At 68.3% G+C, this 15801-nt stretch carries 17 protein-coding genes and 1 pseudogene; 14 read left to right on the top strand and 4 right to left on the bottom strand.

The window, feature by feature from the left end; all coding sequences use genetic code 11:
* Positions 1 to 97 precede the first annotated feature (97 nt).
* Positions 98 to 339, top strand: a pseudogene (locus BN1056_RS14095) (HigA family addiction module antitoxin).
* A 25-nt stretch (positions 340 to 364) separates the two neighbouring features.
* Here BN1056_RS14095 and BN1056_RS14090 read toward each other — a convergent pair.
* Positions 365 to 802, bottom strand: coding sequence for a winged helix-turn-helix transcriptional regulator (locus tag BN1056_RS14090; RefSeq protein ID WP_210582266.1), 438 nt, complete (start codon positions 800 to 802; stop codon positions 365 to 367).
* Between the two features lie 840 nt (positions 803 to 1642).
* Here BN1056_RS14090 and BN1056_RS14085 point away from each other — a divergent pair.
* Together BN1056_RS14085 and BN1056_RS14080 are read left to right on the top strand one after the other, a co-directional pair.
* A complete protein-coding gene (locus BN1056_RS14085) occupies positions 1643 to 2671 on the top strand; it encodes an NADP-dependent oxidoreductase (protein WP_210582264.1) in 1029 nt (342 codons plus the stop codon).
* Positions 2668 to 3516, top strand: coding sequence for an alpha/beta fold hydrolase (locus tag BN1056_RS14080; RefSeq protein WP_210582262.1), 849 nt, complete (start codon positions 2668 to 2670; stop codon positions 3514 to 3516). The genes BN1056_RS14085 and BN1056_RS14080 overlap by 4 nt, the downstream gene beginning before the upstream one ends.
* A gap of 236 nt (positions 3517 to 3752) precedes the next feature.
* Here BN1056_RS14080 and BN1056_RS14075 read toward each other — a convergent pair whose 3' ends face one another.
* Positions 3753 to 3992, bottom strand: a complete 240-nt coding sequence (locus BN1056_RS14075; RefSeq protein WP_210582260.1) for a type II toxin-antitoxin system Phd/YefM family antitoxin — start codon at positions 3990 to 3992, stop codon at positions 3753 to 3755.
* Between the two features lie 111 nt (positions 3993 to 4103).
* Between BN1056_RS14075 and BN1056_RS14070 the strand changes: the two genes are divergently transcribed.
* Positions 4104 to 4937: a MerR family transcriptional regulator gene (locus BN1056_RS14070; RefSeq protein WP_073328407.1), complete on the top strand. Its 834-nt coding sequence runs from the start codon at positions 4104 to 4106 to the stop codon at positions 4935 to 4937.
* Positions 4938 to 5199: 262 nt separating this feature from the next.
* Positions 5200 to 5634: a GNAT family N-acetyltransferase gene (locus BN1056_RS14065; protein WP_210582258.1), complete on the top strand. Its 435-nt coding sequence runs from the start codon at positions 5200 to 5202 to the stop codon at positions 5632 to 5634.
* A 44-nt stretch (positions 5635 to 5678) separates the two neighbouring features.
* On the opposite strand, the gene arfB is transcribed toward BN1056_RS14065, so the two are convergent.
* Positions 5679 to 6119: an alternative ribosome rescue aminoacyl-tRNA hydrolase ArfB gene (arfB, locus tag BN1056_RS14060; RefSeq protein ID WP_210582257.1), complete on the bottom strand. Its 441-nt coding sequence runs from the start codon at positions 6117 to 6119 to the stop codon at positions 5679 to 5681.
* A gap of 33 nt (positions 6120 to 6152) precedes the next feature.
* Between arfB and BN1056_RS14900 the strand changes: the two genes are divergently transcribed.
* Positions 6153 to 7175 (top strand): type II toxin-antitoxin system ParD family antitoxin, encoded by a 1023-nt coding sequence (locus BN1056_RS14900; RefSeq protein ID WP_244671741.1) that lies wholly within the window; start codon positions 6153 to 6155, stop codon positions 7173 to 7175.
* Between the two features lie 41 nt (positions 7176 to 7216).
* On the opposite strand, the gene BN1056_RS14050 is transcribed toward BN1056_RS14900, so the two are convergent.
* On the bottom strand, positions 7217 to 7738 hold the full coding sequence (locus tag BN1056_RS14050; RefSeq protein ID WP_210582254.1) for a DUF4256 domain-containing protein: 522 nt from the start codon (positions 7736 to 7738) through the stop codon (positions 7217 to 7219).
* Between the two features lie 160 nt (positions 7739 to 7898).
* On the opposite strand from BN1056_RS14050, the gene BN1056_RS14045 reads away from it, so the two are divergent.
* From BN1056_RS14045 to BN1056_RS14010, 8 genes are all read left to right on the top strand, one after another.
* Complete coding sequence (locus BN1056_RS14045; protein ID WP_210582252.1) at positions 7899 to 8870, top strand: diaminopimelate dehydrogenase; 972 nt, start codon at positions 7899 to 7901, stop codon at positions 8868 to 8870.
* An 84-nt stretch (positions 8871 to 8954) separates the two neighbouring features.
* Positions 8955 to 9638 (top strand): alpha/beta hydrolase, encoded by a 684-nt coding sequence (locus BN1056_RS14040; RefSeq protein ID WP_210582250.1) that lies wholly within the window; start codon positions 8955 to 8957, stop codon positions 9636 to 9638.
* A gap of 52 nt (positions 9639 to 9690) precedes the next feature.
* On the top strand, positions 9691 to 10044 hold the full coding sequence (locus BN1056_RS14035) for a type II toxin-antitoxin system VapC family toxin (RefSeq protein WP_210582248.1): 354 nt from the start codon (positions 9691 to 9693) through the stop codon (positions 10042 to 10044).
* Positions 10045 to 10176: 132 nt separating this feature from the next.
* Positions 10177 to 11160, top strand: coding sequence for a hypothetical protein (locus BN1056_RS14030; RefSeq protein WP_139240837.1), 984 nt, complete (start codon positions 10177 to 10179; stop codon positions 11158 to 11160).
* Between the two features lie 281 nt (positions 11161 to 11441).
* Complete coding sequence (locus BN1056_RS14025) at positions 11442 to 12317, top strand: DUF5131 family protein (protein ID WP_210582245.1); 876 nt, start codon at positions 11442 to 11444, stop codon at positions 12315 to 12317.
* Positions 12318 to 12379: 62 nt separating this feature from the next.
* The gene (locus tag BN1056_RS14020; protein WP_210582243.1) at positions 12380 to 12970 is read left to right on the top strand and encodes a DUF1349 domain-containing protein; all 591 of its coding nucleotides are present in this window, start codon (positions 12380 to 12382) and stop codon (positions 12968 to 12970) included.
* Between the two features lie 920 nt (positions 12971 to 13890).
* Positions 13891 to 15513 carry a TROVE domain-containing protein gene (locus tag BN1056_RS14015; RefSeq protein ID WP_210582241.1) on the top strand — a complete coding sequence of 541 codons (1623 nt, stop codon included), beginning with the start codon at positions 13891 to 13893 and terminating at the stop codon, positions 15511 to 15513.
* Positions 15514 to 15583: 70 nt separating this feature from the next.
* Entirely contained in the window at positions 15584 to 15799 is a 216-nt protein-coding gene (locus BN1056_RS14010) for a hypothetical protein (RefSeq protein WP_210582239.1), read from the top strand.
* Positions 15800 to 15801 lie beyond the last annotated feature (2 nt).

The raw sequence follows: 15801 nt of genomic DNA, 5'->3' as shown, positions 1-15801 counted from the left end.
GTGAGGCTTCAACGGCCCTGAAAGGGGAGGTGTGCCAGCTGAGGAGGTGAAATATGATCTCCGGGACATCGTCGAGTTCCGGTTTAACGTGTGACGAATTCGTCCCTTCGGCATCACGCAGCACACGCTCGCGGTGTCGATCGGTGTGCCTCCGCGTCGTATCAACGAGATCGTGCATGGCAAGCGGGCGATTACTGGGGACACGGCGCTGCGCCTGGGGCGTTACTTCGGCGTGAGCCGCAGTTCTGGCTCAACCTGCAGTCGCGCTAGGAACTGGAGTTGGCGGAGGGGCGCATCGCCGCTGAGCTCGATGCCATCAGGCCCATCCAAGCCGCCTGAGTGCCGACGGTGCGATGGTGGTGGCTTACGAACATTCCGGAAGGCCGACGGCGTCGGCCTCGACGTGGTGGCCCCGGCGGCAGGACAGGCGCGCCTCGACGGGGCTGCCACAACCCAGGTGAACCGGCTCCGGCGCAATCGGTGCCACGTCCGGCAGATGCTTGAGTCCCCATTGCTGTAGCGCCGCCAGCACGAGGGCAAGATTGCGTCCCTTGGTGCTGAGGGTGTAGGCGTGTCGCTGCCTGCGGCCGGGCTCCCGGTAGGGCTCGGCCCGCAGGATGTCGTGTTCGACGAGTTTCCTCAGTCGCGCCGACAGTACCGAGCGCGGGCATCCGAGACTCTCCTCCAGGTCGCTGAACCGGCATATACCCCGGTGAATATCGCGAAGGATCAGTAGAGTCCACTTCTCGCCCAGCAGCTCCAGGCTGGCGGCGATGGGGCAGGTGGTTTGTGGTCCCGTCATGGTCTCTGACACTCCCTGATCCGTTGCGGCTGCCGATGGCACCGCGGTCTCCTGGATGCGTGTATATACGGCGTCGATGCGGGCGGAACAGGCTCGTCGGCTCGCCTGCAGGTGTGGCCGCAGCCGTGCATGCGCGTCGCACCCGCGTACGCTCGTCGCCTGCGAGTCCGGCGCATCTCTGAGTCCGCTTTTGATACCCAGGGAGCGTAGCACTGAGCTCCACGGCTCGCGACCGGGGTGTGCAGGGGTTCTCCGTGTTTTGTGGGTGTGGCGGTTTGGGTTGGGGTTGTGATGCGGTGGTCGGTTTCGGCTCGGCGAGGTCGTGCTCGGGCCGAGGAGGTCGTACTCGGGGCGGCGAGGTCGTACTCGGTAGGTGTCGGTCTGCCGAATACGACCTCGTCGGCCCCAAACCCTCCCGAATGTGGAGGGTTTCGGGTTGACGAGGACGTCTTGGCCGAACCCGGGTCGTCCTCGGGCCGAAGAGGTCGTTCTCGGGTTGGCGGGGTCGTTCTCGGATCGACGGTGTTGGTGACCGGCGGAGGATTCGTTGGAGCCATTGGAGTCATGTGGGCGCCGGCTCGAGACCGCGGCTTCTTGGCTGTGAATGCCTGCCGCATTGGTGGCGAACCCAAGACGCCCCCGGGCGTACGTGTCCGACATTCCAACCACGTACGCCGACCGCCGGCCCGCCGCACCCCGCGAACGCGAAGAACCGTGAAGGCTGTGCATGAAGAAGACGTTGTGGGCTGGACATCCGGTTGACAGTGCAGCCGGCACAGGCTAAGTTCGCGATCTGGACTTAGATGGTTGTCGCCTGCCGGGTCGTATCCCGATGGGAGCATGACAGAGACAGGAGCAGACGTGATGAAGGCCTATGCCCTTACCTCCTACCGCAACGGTGGGACACTCGAGTGGCTGGACATACCCGAGCCGGCGGCCGGTCCAGGGCAGGTGGTTGTCGAGATCCGTGCGGCCGGCCTCAACCCGCTGGATCGCATGATCGCCGCCGGGCAGTTCCGGCAGCTCATTCCCTACCGGCTGCCGCAGGTGCTGGGGCAGGAGCTCGCCGGCGTGGTCACCGAGGTGGGGCCCGGCGTTGAGGACCTAGCGGTGGGTGACCACGTGTTCGGGCGCCCGAGCATCAACCGGATCGGCACCTTCACGCAGGCCATCGCCGTCGATGCCGCCGACCTCGCCCCCATGCCCGTCGGGCTCAGCTTCGCCGAGGCGGCCTCCCTGCCGCTGGTGCTGCTCACGGCCGCGCAGGCCTTCATGGAGAAGGTGCGAGTCAAGCCGGGGGACAAGGTCTTCATCCAGGGTGGCACCGGGGGCCTCGGCTCAGTCGCCATCCAGGTGGCCAAGCACCTCGGCGCCACGGTCGCGACCACCGTGAGCACCAAGAACGTCAACCTGGCCCGCGAGCTGGACGCCGACGTCGTCGTGGACTACCGCACCCAGAGGTATGAGGACCATGTCCAGGACTACGACGTCGTCCTGGACACCCTGGGAAAGGACGAGACCCTGCGCTCCATGAAGGTGCTGCGACCGGGAGGCACCATGGTCTCGGTCGTTGGCGCGCCCGACCCCGACTTCGCTGCACAGCTGGGCAAGCCGATCCTGAAGCCGGTCATGTGGCTGATGGGCCGCAAGGTGCGCCGCGCTGCCAAGCAGCAGGGAGCCGCGTATAAGTTCCTCTTCATGCGTGCCGACGGCGGCCGACTGGCGCAACTCGCCCCCGCCATTGAGGACGGCAGCATCAAGCCGCTGGTGGGACACACCTTCAGGCTGGACGAACTGGAGCAGGCCATGGAGCTGTCCGCCTCCGGGAGGGCTCGCCCGGGCAAGATCGTCGTGGAGGCAGGGGAGTGAGCGCCGTGAAGTACTTCGACGGCCCATACGTGGACGCGCCGGTCGAGCGCATGTCCACACCCCAAGGGGCGCATTTCGCGTACCGGGCGGTCGGTTCCGACGGCGGGGTGCCCCTGCTGCTCCTGAACCACCTGGCGGCCACCCTCGACGGCTGGGACCCGCTGCTGGTCGACCGGTTGGCGCAGGACCGCCCGGTCATAGCGGTGGATTACCACGGCATGGGCGGCTCGTCCGGCTCGGCGCCAACGACCGTTGCGGAGATGGCCGACGGCGTGATCGAGTTCCTGGACGCCGCAGGGCTGGAGCGGGTGGACGTGCTCGGGCTCTCGCTGGGCGGCTTCGTTACTCAACAGCTGCTGCTGGCCCATCCGCAGCGGTTCCGCATGGCCGTGCTGGCTGGAACCGGCCCGGCGGGAGGCGCGGGTATCGCCAGGGTGCCGGGCCTGACCTTCCGGGCCATGGCGAAGGCGGCGCTGACCCGAAAGGACCCCCGTCACTACCTGTTCTTCCCCGTGACCGCCTGGGACAGGGCGGATGAGTTCCTGGACCGCGTGGCGGCCTTCAAGCATCCGGACAGGGCCGCGCGGGTGCCCGGCCTCCTACGCCAACTCAGGGCCGTGCGCGGCTGGGGGCGGCAGGAACCGCAGGACCTGTCCCGGATCGGCCACTCGGTCCTGGTGGTGAACGGCGACAACGACCTCATGGTTCCCAGTTCGAACACCCTAGACCTGGGACGGCGCCTGCCCGCCGCCAGGCTCGAGGAGCTCTACCCCGGCGCCGGCCACGGCGCCATCTTCCAGGAGCCGGACCTCTTCGCCTCACAAGTTCGCGCCTTCCTGGACTGACAGGACTGCGTTGCCTGCACAGCTTCGTTCATCGGGGCGTGCCCTCCCACGGATTGACGACCGCTACCTCCAGCGGTGCGAAGTCCTTGACGTTGCGCGTCACGACGGTCAGGCCGTGGACCGCGGCGGTGGCCGCGATCAGTGCGTCGCGCTCCGGCCGCGGGTCGGGGACATGCAGGTGTGCGGCACGGCGGGCTTGCGGAGCTCACTGACTGCATTGGTATCCAATAGGTAGCTCATAACTCCGGAGCCTTCAGACCGATAGAGGCCGGCTCGAACTCGACGTCGACGTCGTCATCCATGCTCAGCCTGTCCACGAGCGAGGCGCCCGTCCCCCCGAGTCGGCGGTAGTCGTTAATGGTCAGCAAAACGTAAGCTGGCTTGCCTCGGTCCGTGATGATGACCGGTCCCTCATTGGCGGCCCGCTTGGTGGCACTGACATCGTGGTTGAAGTCGCGAGCAGTGATCGACGGCATGTCGACACCTCCTGTGTAGCCACATACCCGACGTTATGTCGGGTGTATAGCCCGTACAAGAGGCCGACGCCCACTTGCATCTGACACGGTGTGAGGATGTTCCATGGAGGCATGGATCACGACGAGGGACTGCTGCGTATCGGTCTGTTCTCCAGGCTCACGGCGATCAGTGTGAGGATGCTGCGCTACTACCAGGAACAGCGTGTACTCGAGCCCGCCGCCATCGACCCATTCACCGGGCACCGGTCCTACGCGCCCTCTCAGCTCACTGACGCACACTGGATCGTACGACTGCGTGACGCCGGAATGCCGGTCGGGGAGATCGCCGAGATTATGGCCAACCGTGGTGATCCGACGCGTGTGCGCGCCATCATGTCCGCCCACGGCGACCGCTTGGATGCCGAGCGGGAACGGCTGGAACGCATGAGCGCCGCGTTTGAACATATCAACGCCTATCTCAAGGAGTCGACCATGGATATCGATGTCCGCCAGATTCACATGCCTGCCATGACCGTGGCAGTCCTGCGCCGCGTCCTGCCGTCCTACAACGACGAGGGCCGGCTGTGGCAGGAGATCGTGCCGCTCATGGAGCGCAGCGGCCTGGAACTGCCCAGTCATGACGAAGGGCTGGGTGGGGCGACCTACCTAGACCCGGAGTACAGGGAGACTGATGTAGAGCTCGAGGTTTGGATCAGAGTCCCGGAACCCTTCACACCGGTAGCGCCGTTGGAATGCCGTGAGGTGCCTGCGCGCGACGTCGTGGCCGCCACGCTACATGGCGGATATGACGGCATGCCGGAGGTCACCGCGGCGATCGGCAGTTACATCGCGGCCCACAACCTTCGCACGGGACCCATGCTCAACATCTACCGGGTCGGCCCGGCGCACAACCCCGACCCGTCCACCTGGGTTACGGATGCGTGCTTCCCGATCATCGAGGAGTGACCGCGCGCCCGTGTGCGACGTCTGCGGTGTTACCGGTTCTTCCGGTTTGGGTGTGTGGTGATTGCATCGGGGCCGAGGTGTCTGCTGCGCCGGTTGGACGTTAACAACGCTACTTAACGTTCTGCTGTATACCCCAGGAGCTTTCAGCAGACGGTTAACCGGCGTTGTTAACCCCGAAGTGGCGTTGCAGACGGTGAAGTGGCGCAGCCCAGGGCTGAGTGACATACGTTGCTGGGAGCAATTCCGCCGTAGGATCCCCGCCATGGACGAGCCGACCTACCTCACCGGCCGCGGCGCCGTCGCGCCCGGACAGATCGAGGGCATGTTCGTCTGCTGGCCGTCTCCTCCCTCCCCGCAGCAGCTGGTGGCGGTCATGGACGGCAGTTACCGGCGCGTCTGGGCGCTCGACGGCGACCGCGTCATCGGCTACATCAACGCCATCAGCGACGGCGTGCTCAACGCCTTCATCCCCTGGCTCGAGGTCCACCCCGACTACCAGGGCCGGGGGATCGGCGCGGAACTGGTGCGTCGACTGCTAGCCCAGCTCGGTGACATGTACGCCGTCGACCTGTGCTGCGATCCGGGAATGCTGCCGTACTACGAGAAGCTCGGCTTCGCGCGCCTGGCCGGCGCGGGCCTGCGCAACCCCCGCGCGATTATGAGCGGAGGAGCTTCAAAGACGCTCGCGGGTCTCTGAGACCGCTCGCCCACATCCCTGCCGCCCGGCAAGCGCCTGCGGCTCTACTCGGCGGACGGTCTGCGCCGCAGGCCCTTAAGCTCCGCGCGCCGTCGCTTGGCCGCCAGACGACGACGCTGGGAACCACGGGTGGGCTTGGTCGCCCGGCGTGGCACTGGCGGTGCGAGCGCACCCCGCAGCAACGCCGCCAGGCGCTCCCGCGCCGCCATCCGATTGCGGTACTGGGAGCGGTGCTCGGCCGCGGTAACCGTGAGCACCGTCCCGGTCAGGCGCTCGTTCAGGTTTTGTAGGGCCCGCTGGCGCTGCCGCTCGTCAAGCGCCGTCGTCGTCGCCAGGTCCAGGCTCAGCTGGACGCGGGAGTCGGCGGTGTTTACGCCTTGGCCGCCGGGGCCGGAGGCGTGCGTGAACTGCTCGCTCAGCTCCGCCGCCGGCACCGTCAGCCCCCGCGGGCAGCCGGGGCCGGGCGGGATCGACAGGTCCTTCATGCGAACAGTGTGCGCCGGGCCTACCCTGGGCGCATGCCTACGTCCCAGCCGGCATCGCCCGTGTTCACCGCCGCGGGCAGGCACACGCTGGCCCTGGTGGCCCGCGAGGCCCGCGCCGACGGCGTCCGCGAGGTCCTGGCGCCCCGCGTGCGCTGCACCGCCATGACCACCCCCTTCGAGCTCGAGGGCCTGCACGTCACTAACGTCGACTGCGCACCATCCGGCCTGCTCGACCCCGGCGCCCTCGCCGCCGCGCTCGCGGCCTGCAACCGGCAGCCACTGATCCTGCACGCCGAGACCTTCGGCAACCGGGCCGGCGACGAACTCCGCGCCGTGCTCGCCGCCGCCCGCTCGACCGGGGCGCGCATCGTCGTCGACGCCACCCACACGGCACTGGAACGCGCCGAAGAACTGCTGACAGACGCCGAGCCCGAGGCCGCTCGCCCTCACGACGCCGACTATCTGGTGGCGAGCCTGCGCAAGCTGCTGCCCATCCCGCTCGGCGGCGTGGTCCACGGGCTCGCGCGCCCGACGGCGCCGACCCGGGACGAACTGAACGCGGACCTGGCCGCCGTCGCCGCGATCGCCGAACGCCACCGGGATGTGCCCGTGCTCAAGGACGCCGTCGAGGACCTGCTCGACCTCGCCTGGGCTCCCGCCCCCATGCCGGGCCCTTACCGTGCCCGGCTCGCCGCCCCGGGGCTAGGCGCCGAGCTCACCCGGCGTCGCGCCCGCCTGGCGCGCCTGCACGCCGCCGTCGCCGATCTGGACGTCATCAACCCCGGGGCCGCCTACCCGCCGGTGATCGCCCATCCCCAAGCCGCCGCCATCCGCACGGCGCTCGCACGTGCCGGCTTCTCCCCGCCCCTGCACTGGCCCGGCGTCACCGATGGGCTCGTCGTGCTGCCCGACGATCCTCGGGCAGCAGCCATTGCACGCCGCGCGGCGGGACCGACGGCACTGCGCGAGGCGCTTGCAGCAGGCGAAGCGAGCGGCCCCGCGGAGCCCTTCGACTTCGATGCCTTCATCTCATCCAAAACACCGAAGACGGCATGACTGCCTACCGGCTGACGCCGGCTGCGCGCTGACCCCGGCCGCTAAACCCGCAGCACGCCGCGCCAGCCGCGCGCCCCGTAGTAGGAGTCGGCGCCGTTGTGGTAGACGAAGACCCGGCCGAAGCGCCGGTCGCCGAACAGTGCGCCTCCCAGTGCCCGGACATCCGCCGGCGTCGCCAGCCAGGTCGAGGTCTTCAAGTCGAACTCCCCCAGGCCCTGCAGGTGGTGGTAGTCCGCCTCGCTCATGAGCTCGACGCCGATCGCCGCCGCCTCACCCGCGGCGCTGCCCCGCGGCGGGTTCCGCTTGCGGGAGCGCAGGGCCTCGTCGTCCAGGCACAGGCTGCGCCGGCCGGCGGGCGTTTCGGCCGAACAGTCGTAGAAGACGAATTCGTCCGCCTGCGCGTCATAGGCGACGACGTCGGGCTCCCCGCCCGTGTCCTCCATGCGTCCGAGCGCGGTCAGCGCCTCGGGATGCGCGGCCAGGCGGGCGGCGACCGCGTCCCAGGAGATGCCCTCGTGTCGGTGCGGATGCGCCTCGAATCGGGCCCTGAGTACGTCGAGCATGTCGTCTCCTGCGTTTGTACTGCGCCAACGGCCTGACATTGTTCCCTATGCCTCGGTGGAGTGGCGAACGGTGCTGCGGGTACCGCTCCCCGACACGTCACACGGCGGCAACACGCCCGGTCTCTAGGATCGCCCCATAGCAAACACACCAGGAGGCAGCATGATCAGGGTAGCGATCAACGGATACGGCAACCTCGGGCGCGGCGCCGAGCAGGCCATCACCAAGAACGAGGACATGGAACTCGTCGTCGTCTTCACCCGGCGCGACCCGACCACGGTCACCACTCAGGGCGCGCCCGTCGCCCACGTTGATGACATGCCCGCCTGGGCGGACAAGGTCGACGTCTGCCTCAACTGCGGCGGCTCGGCCACCGACCTGATCGAACAGACCCCGGCCGCCGCCGCGTTGTTCAACACGGTCGACTCCTTCGACACCCACGCCCGCATCCCCGAGCACTTCGCCGCCGTCGACGCGGCCGCCAAGGCTTCCGGGCACGTCGCCCTGATCTCCACCGGCTGGGACCCGGGCCTGTTCTCCATGCTGCGGGTCCTGGGCGAGGCCGTCCTGCCAGACGGCGCCACCACCACCTTCTGGGGTCCCGGCGTCTCCCAGGGGCACTCCGACGCCCTGCGCCGCATCGACGGCGTCGTGGACGCCAAGCAGTACACCCGCCCGGTCGAGGCGACCGTCGCCGCGGTCAAGGCCGGTGACGACGTCGAGCTCACCACCCGCTCCATGCACACGCGCGAGTGCTACGTGGTGGCCGAGGAGGGAGCCGACCTGGCCCGCATCGAGCGGGAGATCAAGGAGATGCCCAACTACTTCGCCGACTACGACACCACCGTCAACTTCATCACGGCCGAGGAACTGGCCGCCGAGCACGCCGGCATCCCGCACGGCGGCACCGTGGTTCGCCGCGGACACACCTCCGACGGCGTCGCCGAGACCGTGAACTTCGAGCTGCAACTCGACTCCAACCCGGAGTTCACCGGCTCCGTCGTGGCCGCCATGGGGCGGGCGGTGGCGAGGCTGGCAGCCCGCGGCGAGTCCGGCGCGCGCACCGTCTTCGACGTGACGCTGGCGGACCTGTCCGCCAAGACCTCCGAGGACCTGCGCGCCCACTACCTGTGAAGCGCGACCGGAAGCGCGCGGCGGCCCGCCGACCGCTCACGCGAGCGGGGCGGCGTGACCGCCCGCGCCCACAGGCCGATAGCAATGACCGCTGCGAAAGTGTTCGATGTTCCTGGCCTCGGCGGTGTGACCGTCTGGGGTGAGAACGCGCCGCGCGCCTTCCTCTGCGTCCACGGGGCAGGCGGATCGCGGCGCGACGCCGAGGGATTCGCTTTGCGGGCCGCGCAGACCGGCTGGCAGGCGGTCGCCTGCGACCTGCCCGAGGGGCTGCTGCCCTGGGACTGCGTGCCCTATTTGCGTCACCTGGCGGCGCGGATGCGGAGCCGTTGGCCCGTGCTCGGGCTGCGTGCCACCAGTATCGGCGCCTGGCTGTCCCTGGTGGCGCTGTGTGATGAGCCCCTGGCGTTGGCGCTGTTCCAGTCTCCGCTGTTGGACATGGTCGGCATGATCGAGCGGATGCTGCGTCAGGCAGACGTCTCCCGTGAGGAACTGGCCGAACAGGGAGAAATCCGCACCGATTCGGGTGTGCTCTCGTGGCGATACCTGGTCTACGCGGAAAACAACAGCGGGCTCTCCTGGGACGTGCCGACGTCGGTCATTATGGGGGAGCGGGATGAACTGGTACCGCACAAGTCGGTAGAGGACTTCTGCCGCCGCTTCAGCGCCGACCTGACGGTTGTGTCAGGCGGCGCCCACTGGCTGCACGCGCCGCGGGAGTTGGCCGCCGTGGCTGCTTGGGAGGCGGACGTGCTTCGGGGTGAGCGGTGACGAGCAGGATGTCGGTGCTTGCTCCAGGCATACGTGTCGGCGGATAGTGCCATTGAATGAGCTTGATCCTGCGCTGCTCGACTGGCTCGATCGGACGCCAAGCACGCTGGTCTCCAGTGATCTGCTTGAGGTTGAGTTGCGTCGTATTGCGGTCCGAGAGAGTCTTAATCAGGACGACGTGACGCGGCTCCTTGAAGGAGTGTCGTTCGCGTCCCTCGACCGGGCGGTCTTCCGCAATGCGGGTTTATTGCCGATGCCATATCTGCGCACCCTGGATGCATTGCACCTTGAGGCTGCGATCAGGCTAAATGTAGATGCGGTACTCATGTACGACCACAGATTTGGCGAAGCTGCCAGAGCTCTGGGGCTGGCGGTCATCGCGCCCGGGGCGGCCGGTGCCGCATGAGCGTCTGAGTGGCCTGTCGCCGTAGCGGCACAACCTGAGCTCCCGCGCGAGACTCGCCTCCGCGGTGACCTGTAACTTCACCGTGTCGTACCTCCCATGCGGCTTGCGACTGAGCCGACGTAGGGTGAGCGCATGAGTAACCCCGTGTCTCCGGAGCCTCAGAACGGCATCCCGAGCGACTCCAACGCCCAGAGTGGCGCACCGGCCGGCTCCGATCCGGCATCCTCGGCCCAGGCGGGTGTGCCGCAGTCGCCCGCCTACCAGTCCGCTCAGGTACCGCAGCAGGCCTATGCGGCACCGCAGCAATCCGCCGCGCCGCCCTCCGCCCAACCGGGCTTCCAACAACAGGCCCAGGCGCAGTTCCAGAACCTGCTGGCCAAACCGAGCCCGCATTTCCCGACGAATGTGCGCAATATTCTCGGCGGCTTGTCCGCGGCCACCGTGGTTGTCACGCTCCTGGCCATGTTCACCCCGTTCGTATCCATTTCCGTGTGGGGTTACTCCAACTCGATGTCACTGGCTGGGAGCCGGGACGGAGCCTTCTTCTGGATCCTGCTCATTGGCACGATCGCCGCCACGGTTCTTGTCTTCCTGCAGGACAAGGTCGCCAAGGGGGTCATGTGGGTCATCCCGAGTGTTGCCATCGTCGGCGCTCTGATGGGGTTCGGTGAGGCGCTCGGTAACAACGAGGTCTTCGACTACGGAGCCTCACGCGGTTTCGGCTACTTCATGGTCTTGATTGACGCGCTCCTGTTCATCGCAATCGCCATCTACTCGATCATGTCCCTCGTCAAGAAGGAACCCGCCGCCGCTTCGGCGTTCCCCGCCTATGGGGGCCCGCAGCAGTTCCCGCAGGCCCATCAGGCTCAGCAGGGTTACCCGGCGCCTCAGCAGTGGCAGGCCAACCAGGCTCAGCCGCCCGCCGGTCCGCAGCCTTACGCTGCCCCGCAGCAGCAGTTCCCACAGGCCCATCAGGCTCAGCAGGGTTACCCGGCGCCTCAACAGCCGCAGGTACCGACTCCTCAGCCGCAGGCGCCGCAGGATTACTCGGCGTCACAGCAGCCGCAGCAGTCGGCTGGCCCGCAGAACCCGGATTCCGGGCAGTCGCAGGCCTAAGGTTCGCTGTCGGGCCTCGTGCCCGCGCGCGTTGGCGTGCGCCCCTCGCCGTATTCAGGCGAGGGGCGCGTCGTCGTTGTGGGGTCTGTTGGAGCCGTCCGCACGCTTCGACGCTACCTAGCGCCGCGGCAAAGCCCGCCACTTGCGCGGACGCGCGGCTGAGCACTCGTGGCGCTTCGCAATTCCACGGTCCGCGGATTGGTGGGCGCACGAGAATCGGTTAGCATCGATTCGATGTGAGTCGGCCTGCTTCGGCTCATGCAGACATGAGAGGAGGGGGCGTGCACGATACCTGGAACCCCTGGCACGGCTGCCGCCGCGTCTCCGAGGGCTGCGACAACTGCTTCATGATGTTCCAAGACGCCTCGCGAGGCGTCGACGGCGAGCTCATCCGCCGCGTCGGCGACGATGGTTTCCGCTATCCCCTCGCCGTCGACCGCACGGGTGCTTACAAGGTCCGCGCCGGCGAGATGCTGCGCGTGTGCATGACCAGCGACTTCTTCCTGCGCCAGGCCGACCCCTGGCGCGAGGAGGCCTGGGACATCATCCGCGCCCGCCCGGACGTGAAGTTCTTCCTGCTCACCAAGCGCCCCCACCGCGTCGCCCGCTGCCTGCCCAGTGACTGGGGTGACGGCTGGGACAACGTCATGCTCTCGGTGTCAATTGAGAACCAGCGCCGCACCGACCAGCGCCTGCCCGTGCTGCTCGACCTGCCCTTCACTCACAAGGGCGCCATGGCCGCGCCCCTGATCGGCCCCATCGAACTGGGCCGCTACCTGGCCGATGGCCAGATCGAGCAACTGATCGTGGGCGGCGAGAACTACGGCGGCGCCCGGCCGCTCGACGTCGACTGGGTCCGCTCCCTGCGCGCCCAGTGCGAACAGGCGGACGTGTCCATGACCTTCATCGAGACCGGCTCCACGCTGATCAAGGACGGGCGCACCTACCGGATGGGTACCAAGCGCAACCAGTCCGTGCAGGCCCACCGCTCCGGCCTGTCCTACACCGCGCAGGATCGCCGACCCTGGCACCTGCGTGCCCCGCTCGGCTGGGAGGTCCCCGCCGCCGAACTGCACGTGCCCCACTTCGACGGCGACTGCCTGAACTGCGGCTCCCGCCCCATCTGCAACGGCCTGTATCGGGGGCGCTGCGCCTGAGGCGCTTCGTTTCCCGGCGCCAAGCGCGCGACAGCCGGGGCAACCGCGGCTAGGCTCGGATCATGACGACGCTTCCCTGGTCCGCAGGACACTGGCTGAACCCGCCCGCCGCAGTCGAGGAGAGGGACGGAGACCTGCTGGTCACCGCCGTCGAGAAGTCGGATGCGTGGCGGCGCACCAGCTACGGCTTCATCGTCGACACCGCCCATGCCCTGCTGACCCCCTTCGAACAGAACACGGCGGTCGAGGTGGACATGACCGCCGCCTTCACCGAAAACTTCGACCAGGCCGGCGTCATGGTGCGCGTCGACGCCGAGAACTGGGTCAAGGCCGGGGTGGAGTTCTCAGACGGCACCTGCCAGCTGGGCGCCGTCGTCACGGCCGGCAACTCCGACTGGTCGGTGGCCCCCGTGCCCGACTGGCAGGGCAAGCGCGTGCGCATCCGCGTCAGCCGCAAGGGCGATGCGATCACCATGCGCGCCGGTCTGATCGCGCCCGACGGCACCGCCGCGCTGCGCATGGTGCGCCTGCTGCCGTTCCCGGAGGACGCCGTCGCCGAGGCCGGCCCATTCCTGTGTGCTCCCAGTCGGGCCGGGCTGACCGTGCCCTTCCACGCCTGGCGGGTCACGGACGCAGACGTCTCCCTTCACTGACTTTCCCTGGCGAAAGGGGATGTTCGCCTGCGGAAGGACGGGTCTTCACGCCGCAGAGGCCGTGAGGGTCTGTCGAGCGAACTCGGACCTATTGACTCCGGCTCGGGCGGTTGACGGAGTACCCGGCGAGCGCTTACGGTACAAGCGTTCGGGCGGGCCGGAGATGGTCGGTTATCGGACCGGCGGTTCGGGGTTCGAGTCCTCGTCGGCGCTTCGCCGGTAGCTCAAGGGTAGAGCGGTCGGCTCCGGTCATCGTGCCACGCCCGCTCGGACAGCCCGCCAGGTTCACGCCCGCTCGCGCACATGTGCCCGGGACCGATGACGTGGGGGCGTGGGAATCGGCGCGGTGGCAGGAACACGAGTTTGCGTCAGATACACGAGTTCCGGAGGTTTATGTGCCCAGCGCACGCGAAGCTCCAAAACTCGTGTCTTTGCAGAGAACTCGTGTACGAGCCGCGGCCCGGAGCCGGAGGGCTCTGAGGTGGTTCCGCGTGCTGGTAGGGGCCCGGTTCTGGCGGGCGGCGTGGTCGGACGGGTGCGTCACCTCACAAACATCACCGGTGGGGATGGATTGAGTTCCAGGTGTGTAGGGGTCTACACTCCTGCGAGTCGGCCACGGCCGATATGCGCGAACGGTGCGCCGGCGGGCCGGAAGGTCTTCGGTTATCGGTATTAGTTGGTTCGACCCCAACCCTCCTCGGAGGATCCGGAGGCCGAACACACGCCCGCCTCCGCCGTTCGTGCAGCCTGAATACGGGCGCACCCCCTGTGCTCGTGCGGGATGGCGGCGGGCCGAAGCCGGTCGGTTATCGCTCTCCAACAGCGCGGTTGACACCGCTTGTCCGGCGGGCAAGAACACGCCCGCCGCCACCCCGGCACATCTCATATCCCCGGAAGCAGGAAAGGAGAGGGAAGAAGAAATGGATTTCTTGAAGGACATCAGTACTCGGCGCACGCCGCAGCGTGAGTCGGCTCGAACCGGCCAGGTGCGTAACGCCGCCGGCGGCTACGGCTTCGCGCTCGATGACGCCGCCCGCCTGCGTCGCTTCCTGATCCTGGGGGTGGACGGCGGTACCTACTACACCGACGCCCGCACGCTGGCACTCGAGAACGCCGAGGTCCTGCACCGCATGGCGGTCGCCGACCCGCAGGGGCTGGTGAACACGATCATCGAGGTCTCCACCGCCGGTGCTGCGCCGAAGCAGAACCCGACGCTGTTCGCCCTGGCGTACGCCGCCTCCGTGTCGCAGGCCCGTGACGCCGCGCTCGCGGCGCTGCCGCGTGTGGCCCGCACCGGAACGCACCTGTTCACCTTCGCCACCTACGTTGAGCAGTTCCGTGGATGGGGGCGCGGCCTGCGCCGCGCCGTCGGCTCCTGGTACACGACCAAGACCGCCGAGCAGCTCGCCTACCAGGCGGTCAAGTACCGCCAGCGCGACGGCTGGACGCACCGCGACCTGCTGCGCCTGGCTCACCCGGCCGCCGCGGAGGCCGACATGCGCGCCACCCTCGACTGGATCGCCCACGGCACCGTAGGGGAGGAGGTGCCCTCCCTGATCGAGGGTTTCGTCAAGGCTCAGGAAGTGGATGCCGCTCGGGCCGACGCCGATGCCACCTGGGCGCGGATCGTCCGCGACTACCGCCTGACCTGGGAGATGCTGCCGGATGCGGCGCTGGCCCGGCCCGAAGTCTGGGATGCGCTGCTCGACGCCGGGGTGCCGCTGACCGCACTCATGCGCCAGCTGCCGCGCCTGACCCGACTGGGGCTGCTGCCCGCAATGGGCGGGCGCACCGATGAGGTCTGCGCGCAGTTGACCGACACCGAGCGCCTGCGTGCCGCCCGCGTGCACCCGGTATCCGCGCTGATCGCCCAGCGCACCTACGCCTCCGGGTTTTCCCGGCGCGGCAAGAGCGCCTGGACGCCGACGACGAAGGTCGCCGACGCGCTGGACGCCGCCTTCTACGCGGCCTTCGGTGCCGCGGAGAGTGCGGGGAAGCGCACCATGCTGGCCGTCGACGTGTCCGGCTCCATGGGTATGCCGATCTCCGGCATGGCCTTGACAGCCCGCGAGGCGGCGGCCGCGCTGGCGCTGGTGCAACTGGCCACCGAGCCGGGCTCCGCCGCCTTCGCCTTCTCCAACGCTCGCCCGGGATACTGGCAGCCGGCCGCCATGGCCCCGCTGGACATCAGCCCCCGCCGTCGTCTCGACGACGCGCTGAAGGTGGTGGACGCGATGCCCTTCGGTGGTACGGACTGCGCACTGCCCATGCTGTACGCCGCCGAGCACGACCTGGAAGTGGACACCTTCGTCATCTACACCGATAACGAGACCTGGGCCGGTGACATCCACCCGTTCCAGGCGCTGCGTCGCTACCGCGAGCACAGCGGCATCCCCGCCAGGCTCGTCGTGGTGGGAATGACCTCCACGGGCTTTTCCATCGCCGACCCGGACGATGCCGGCATGCTCGATGTCGTTGGCTTCGACACCGCGGTGCCGAGCCTGATCACGGAGTTCTCGCGGGGGCTCTCAGGTGGGCTCTGACCCGCTGCGCACAGTGCGCAACCGGAGGGCGGCCGTCCCAGACGGGGATGGCTGCCCTCCGGCACGCTCAATGGGAGTATCCGACCCGTTGGCGGCCCGGGCCGCCGAGTTGCACGCACAGGCCCTCGAGGCCGACGCCTTGGCCGCCCGCTACCGGGCCGAGCGGGACGAGCTCATCGACCAGCTCCGCGAGACCGAGCCGAAGCGCTGGTCCTACACCGCCCTCGCCCAGGCACTCGGCTGCAGCCGGGAACTGATCGCCCAGATCGTGCGTCGGCGGCGCTGAGT

It is taken from the genome of Actinomyces succiniciruminis (assembly GCF_900002405.1).
Lineage (GTDB): Bacteria > Actinomycetota > Actinomycetes > Actinomycetales > Actinomycetaceae > Actinomyces > Actinomyces succiniciruminis.
This window is presented reverse-complemented; position numbering and strand designations above follow the sequence as displayed.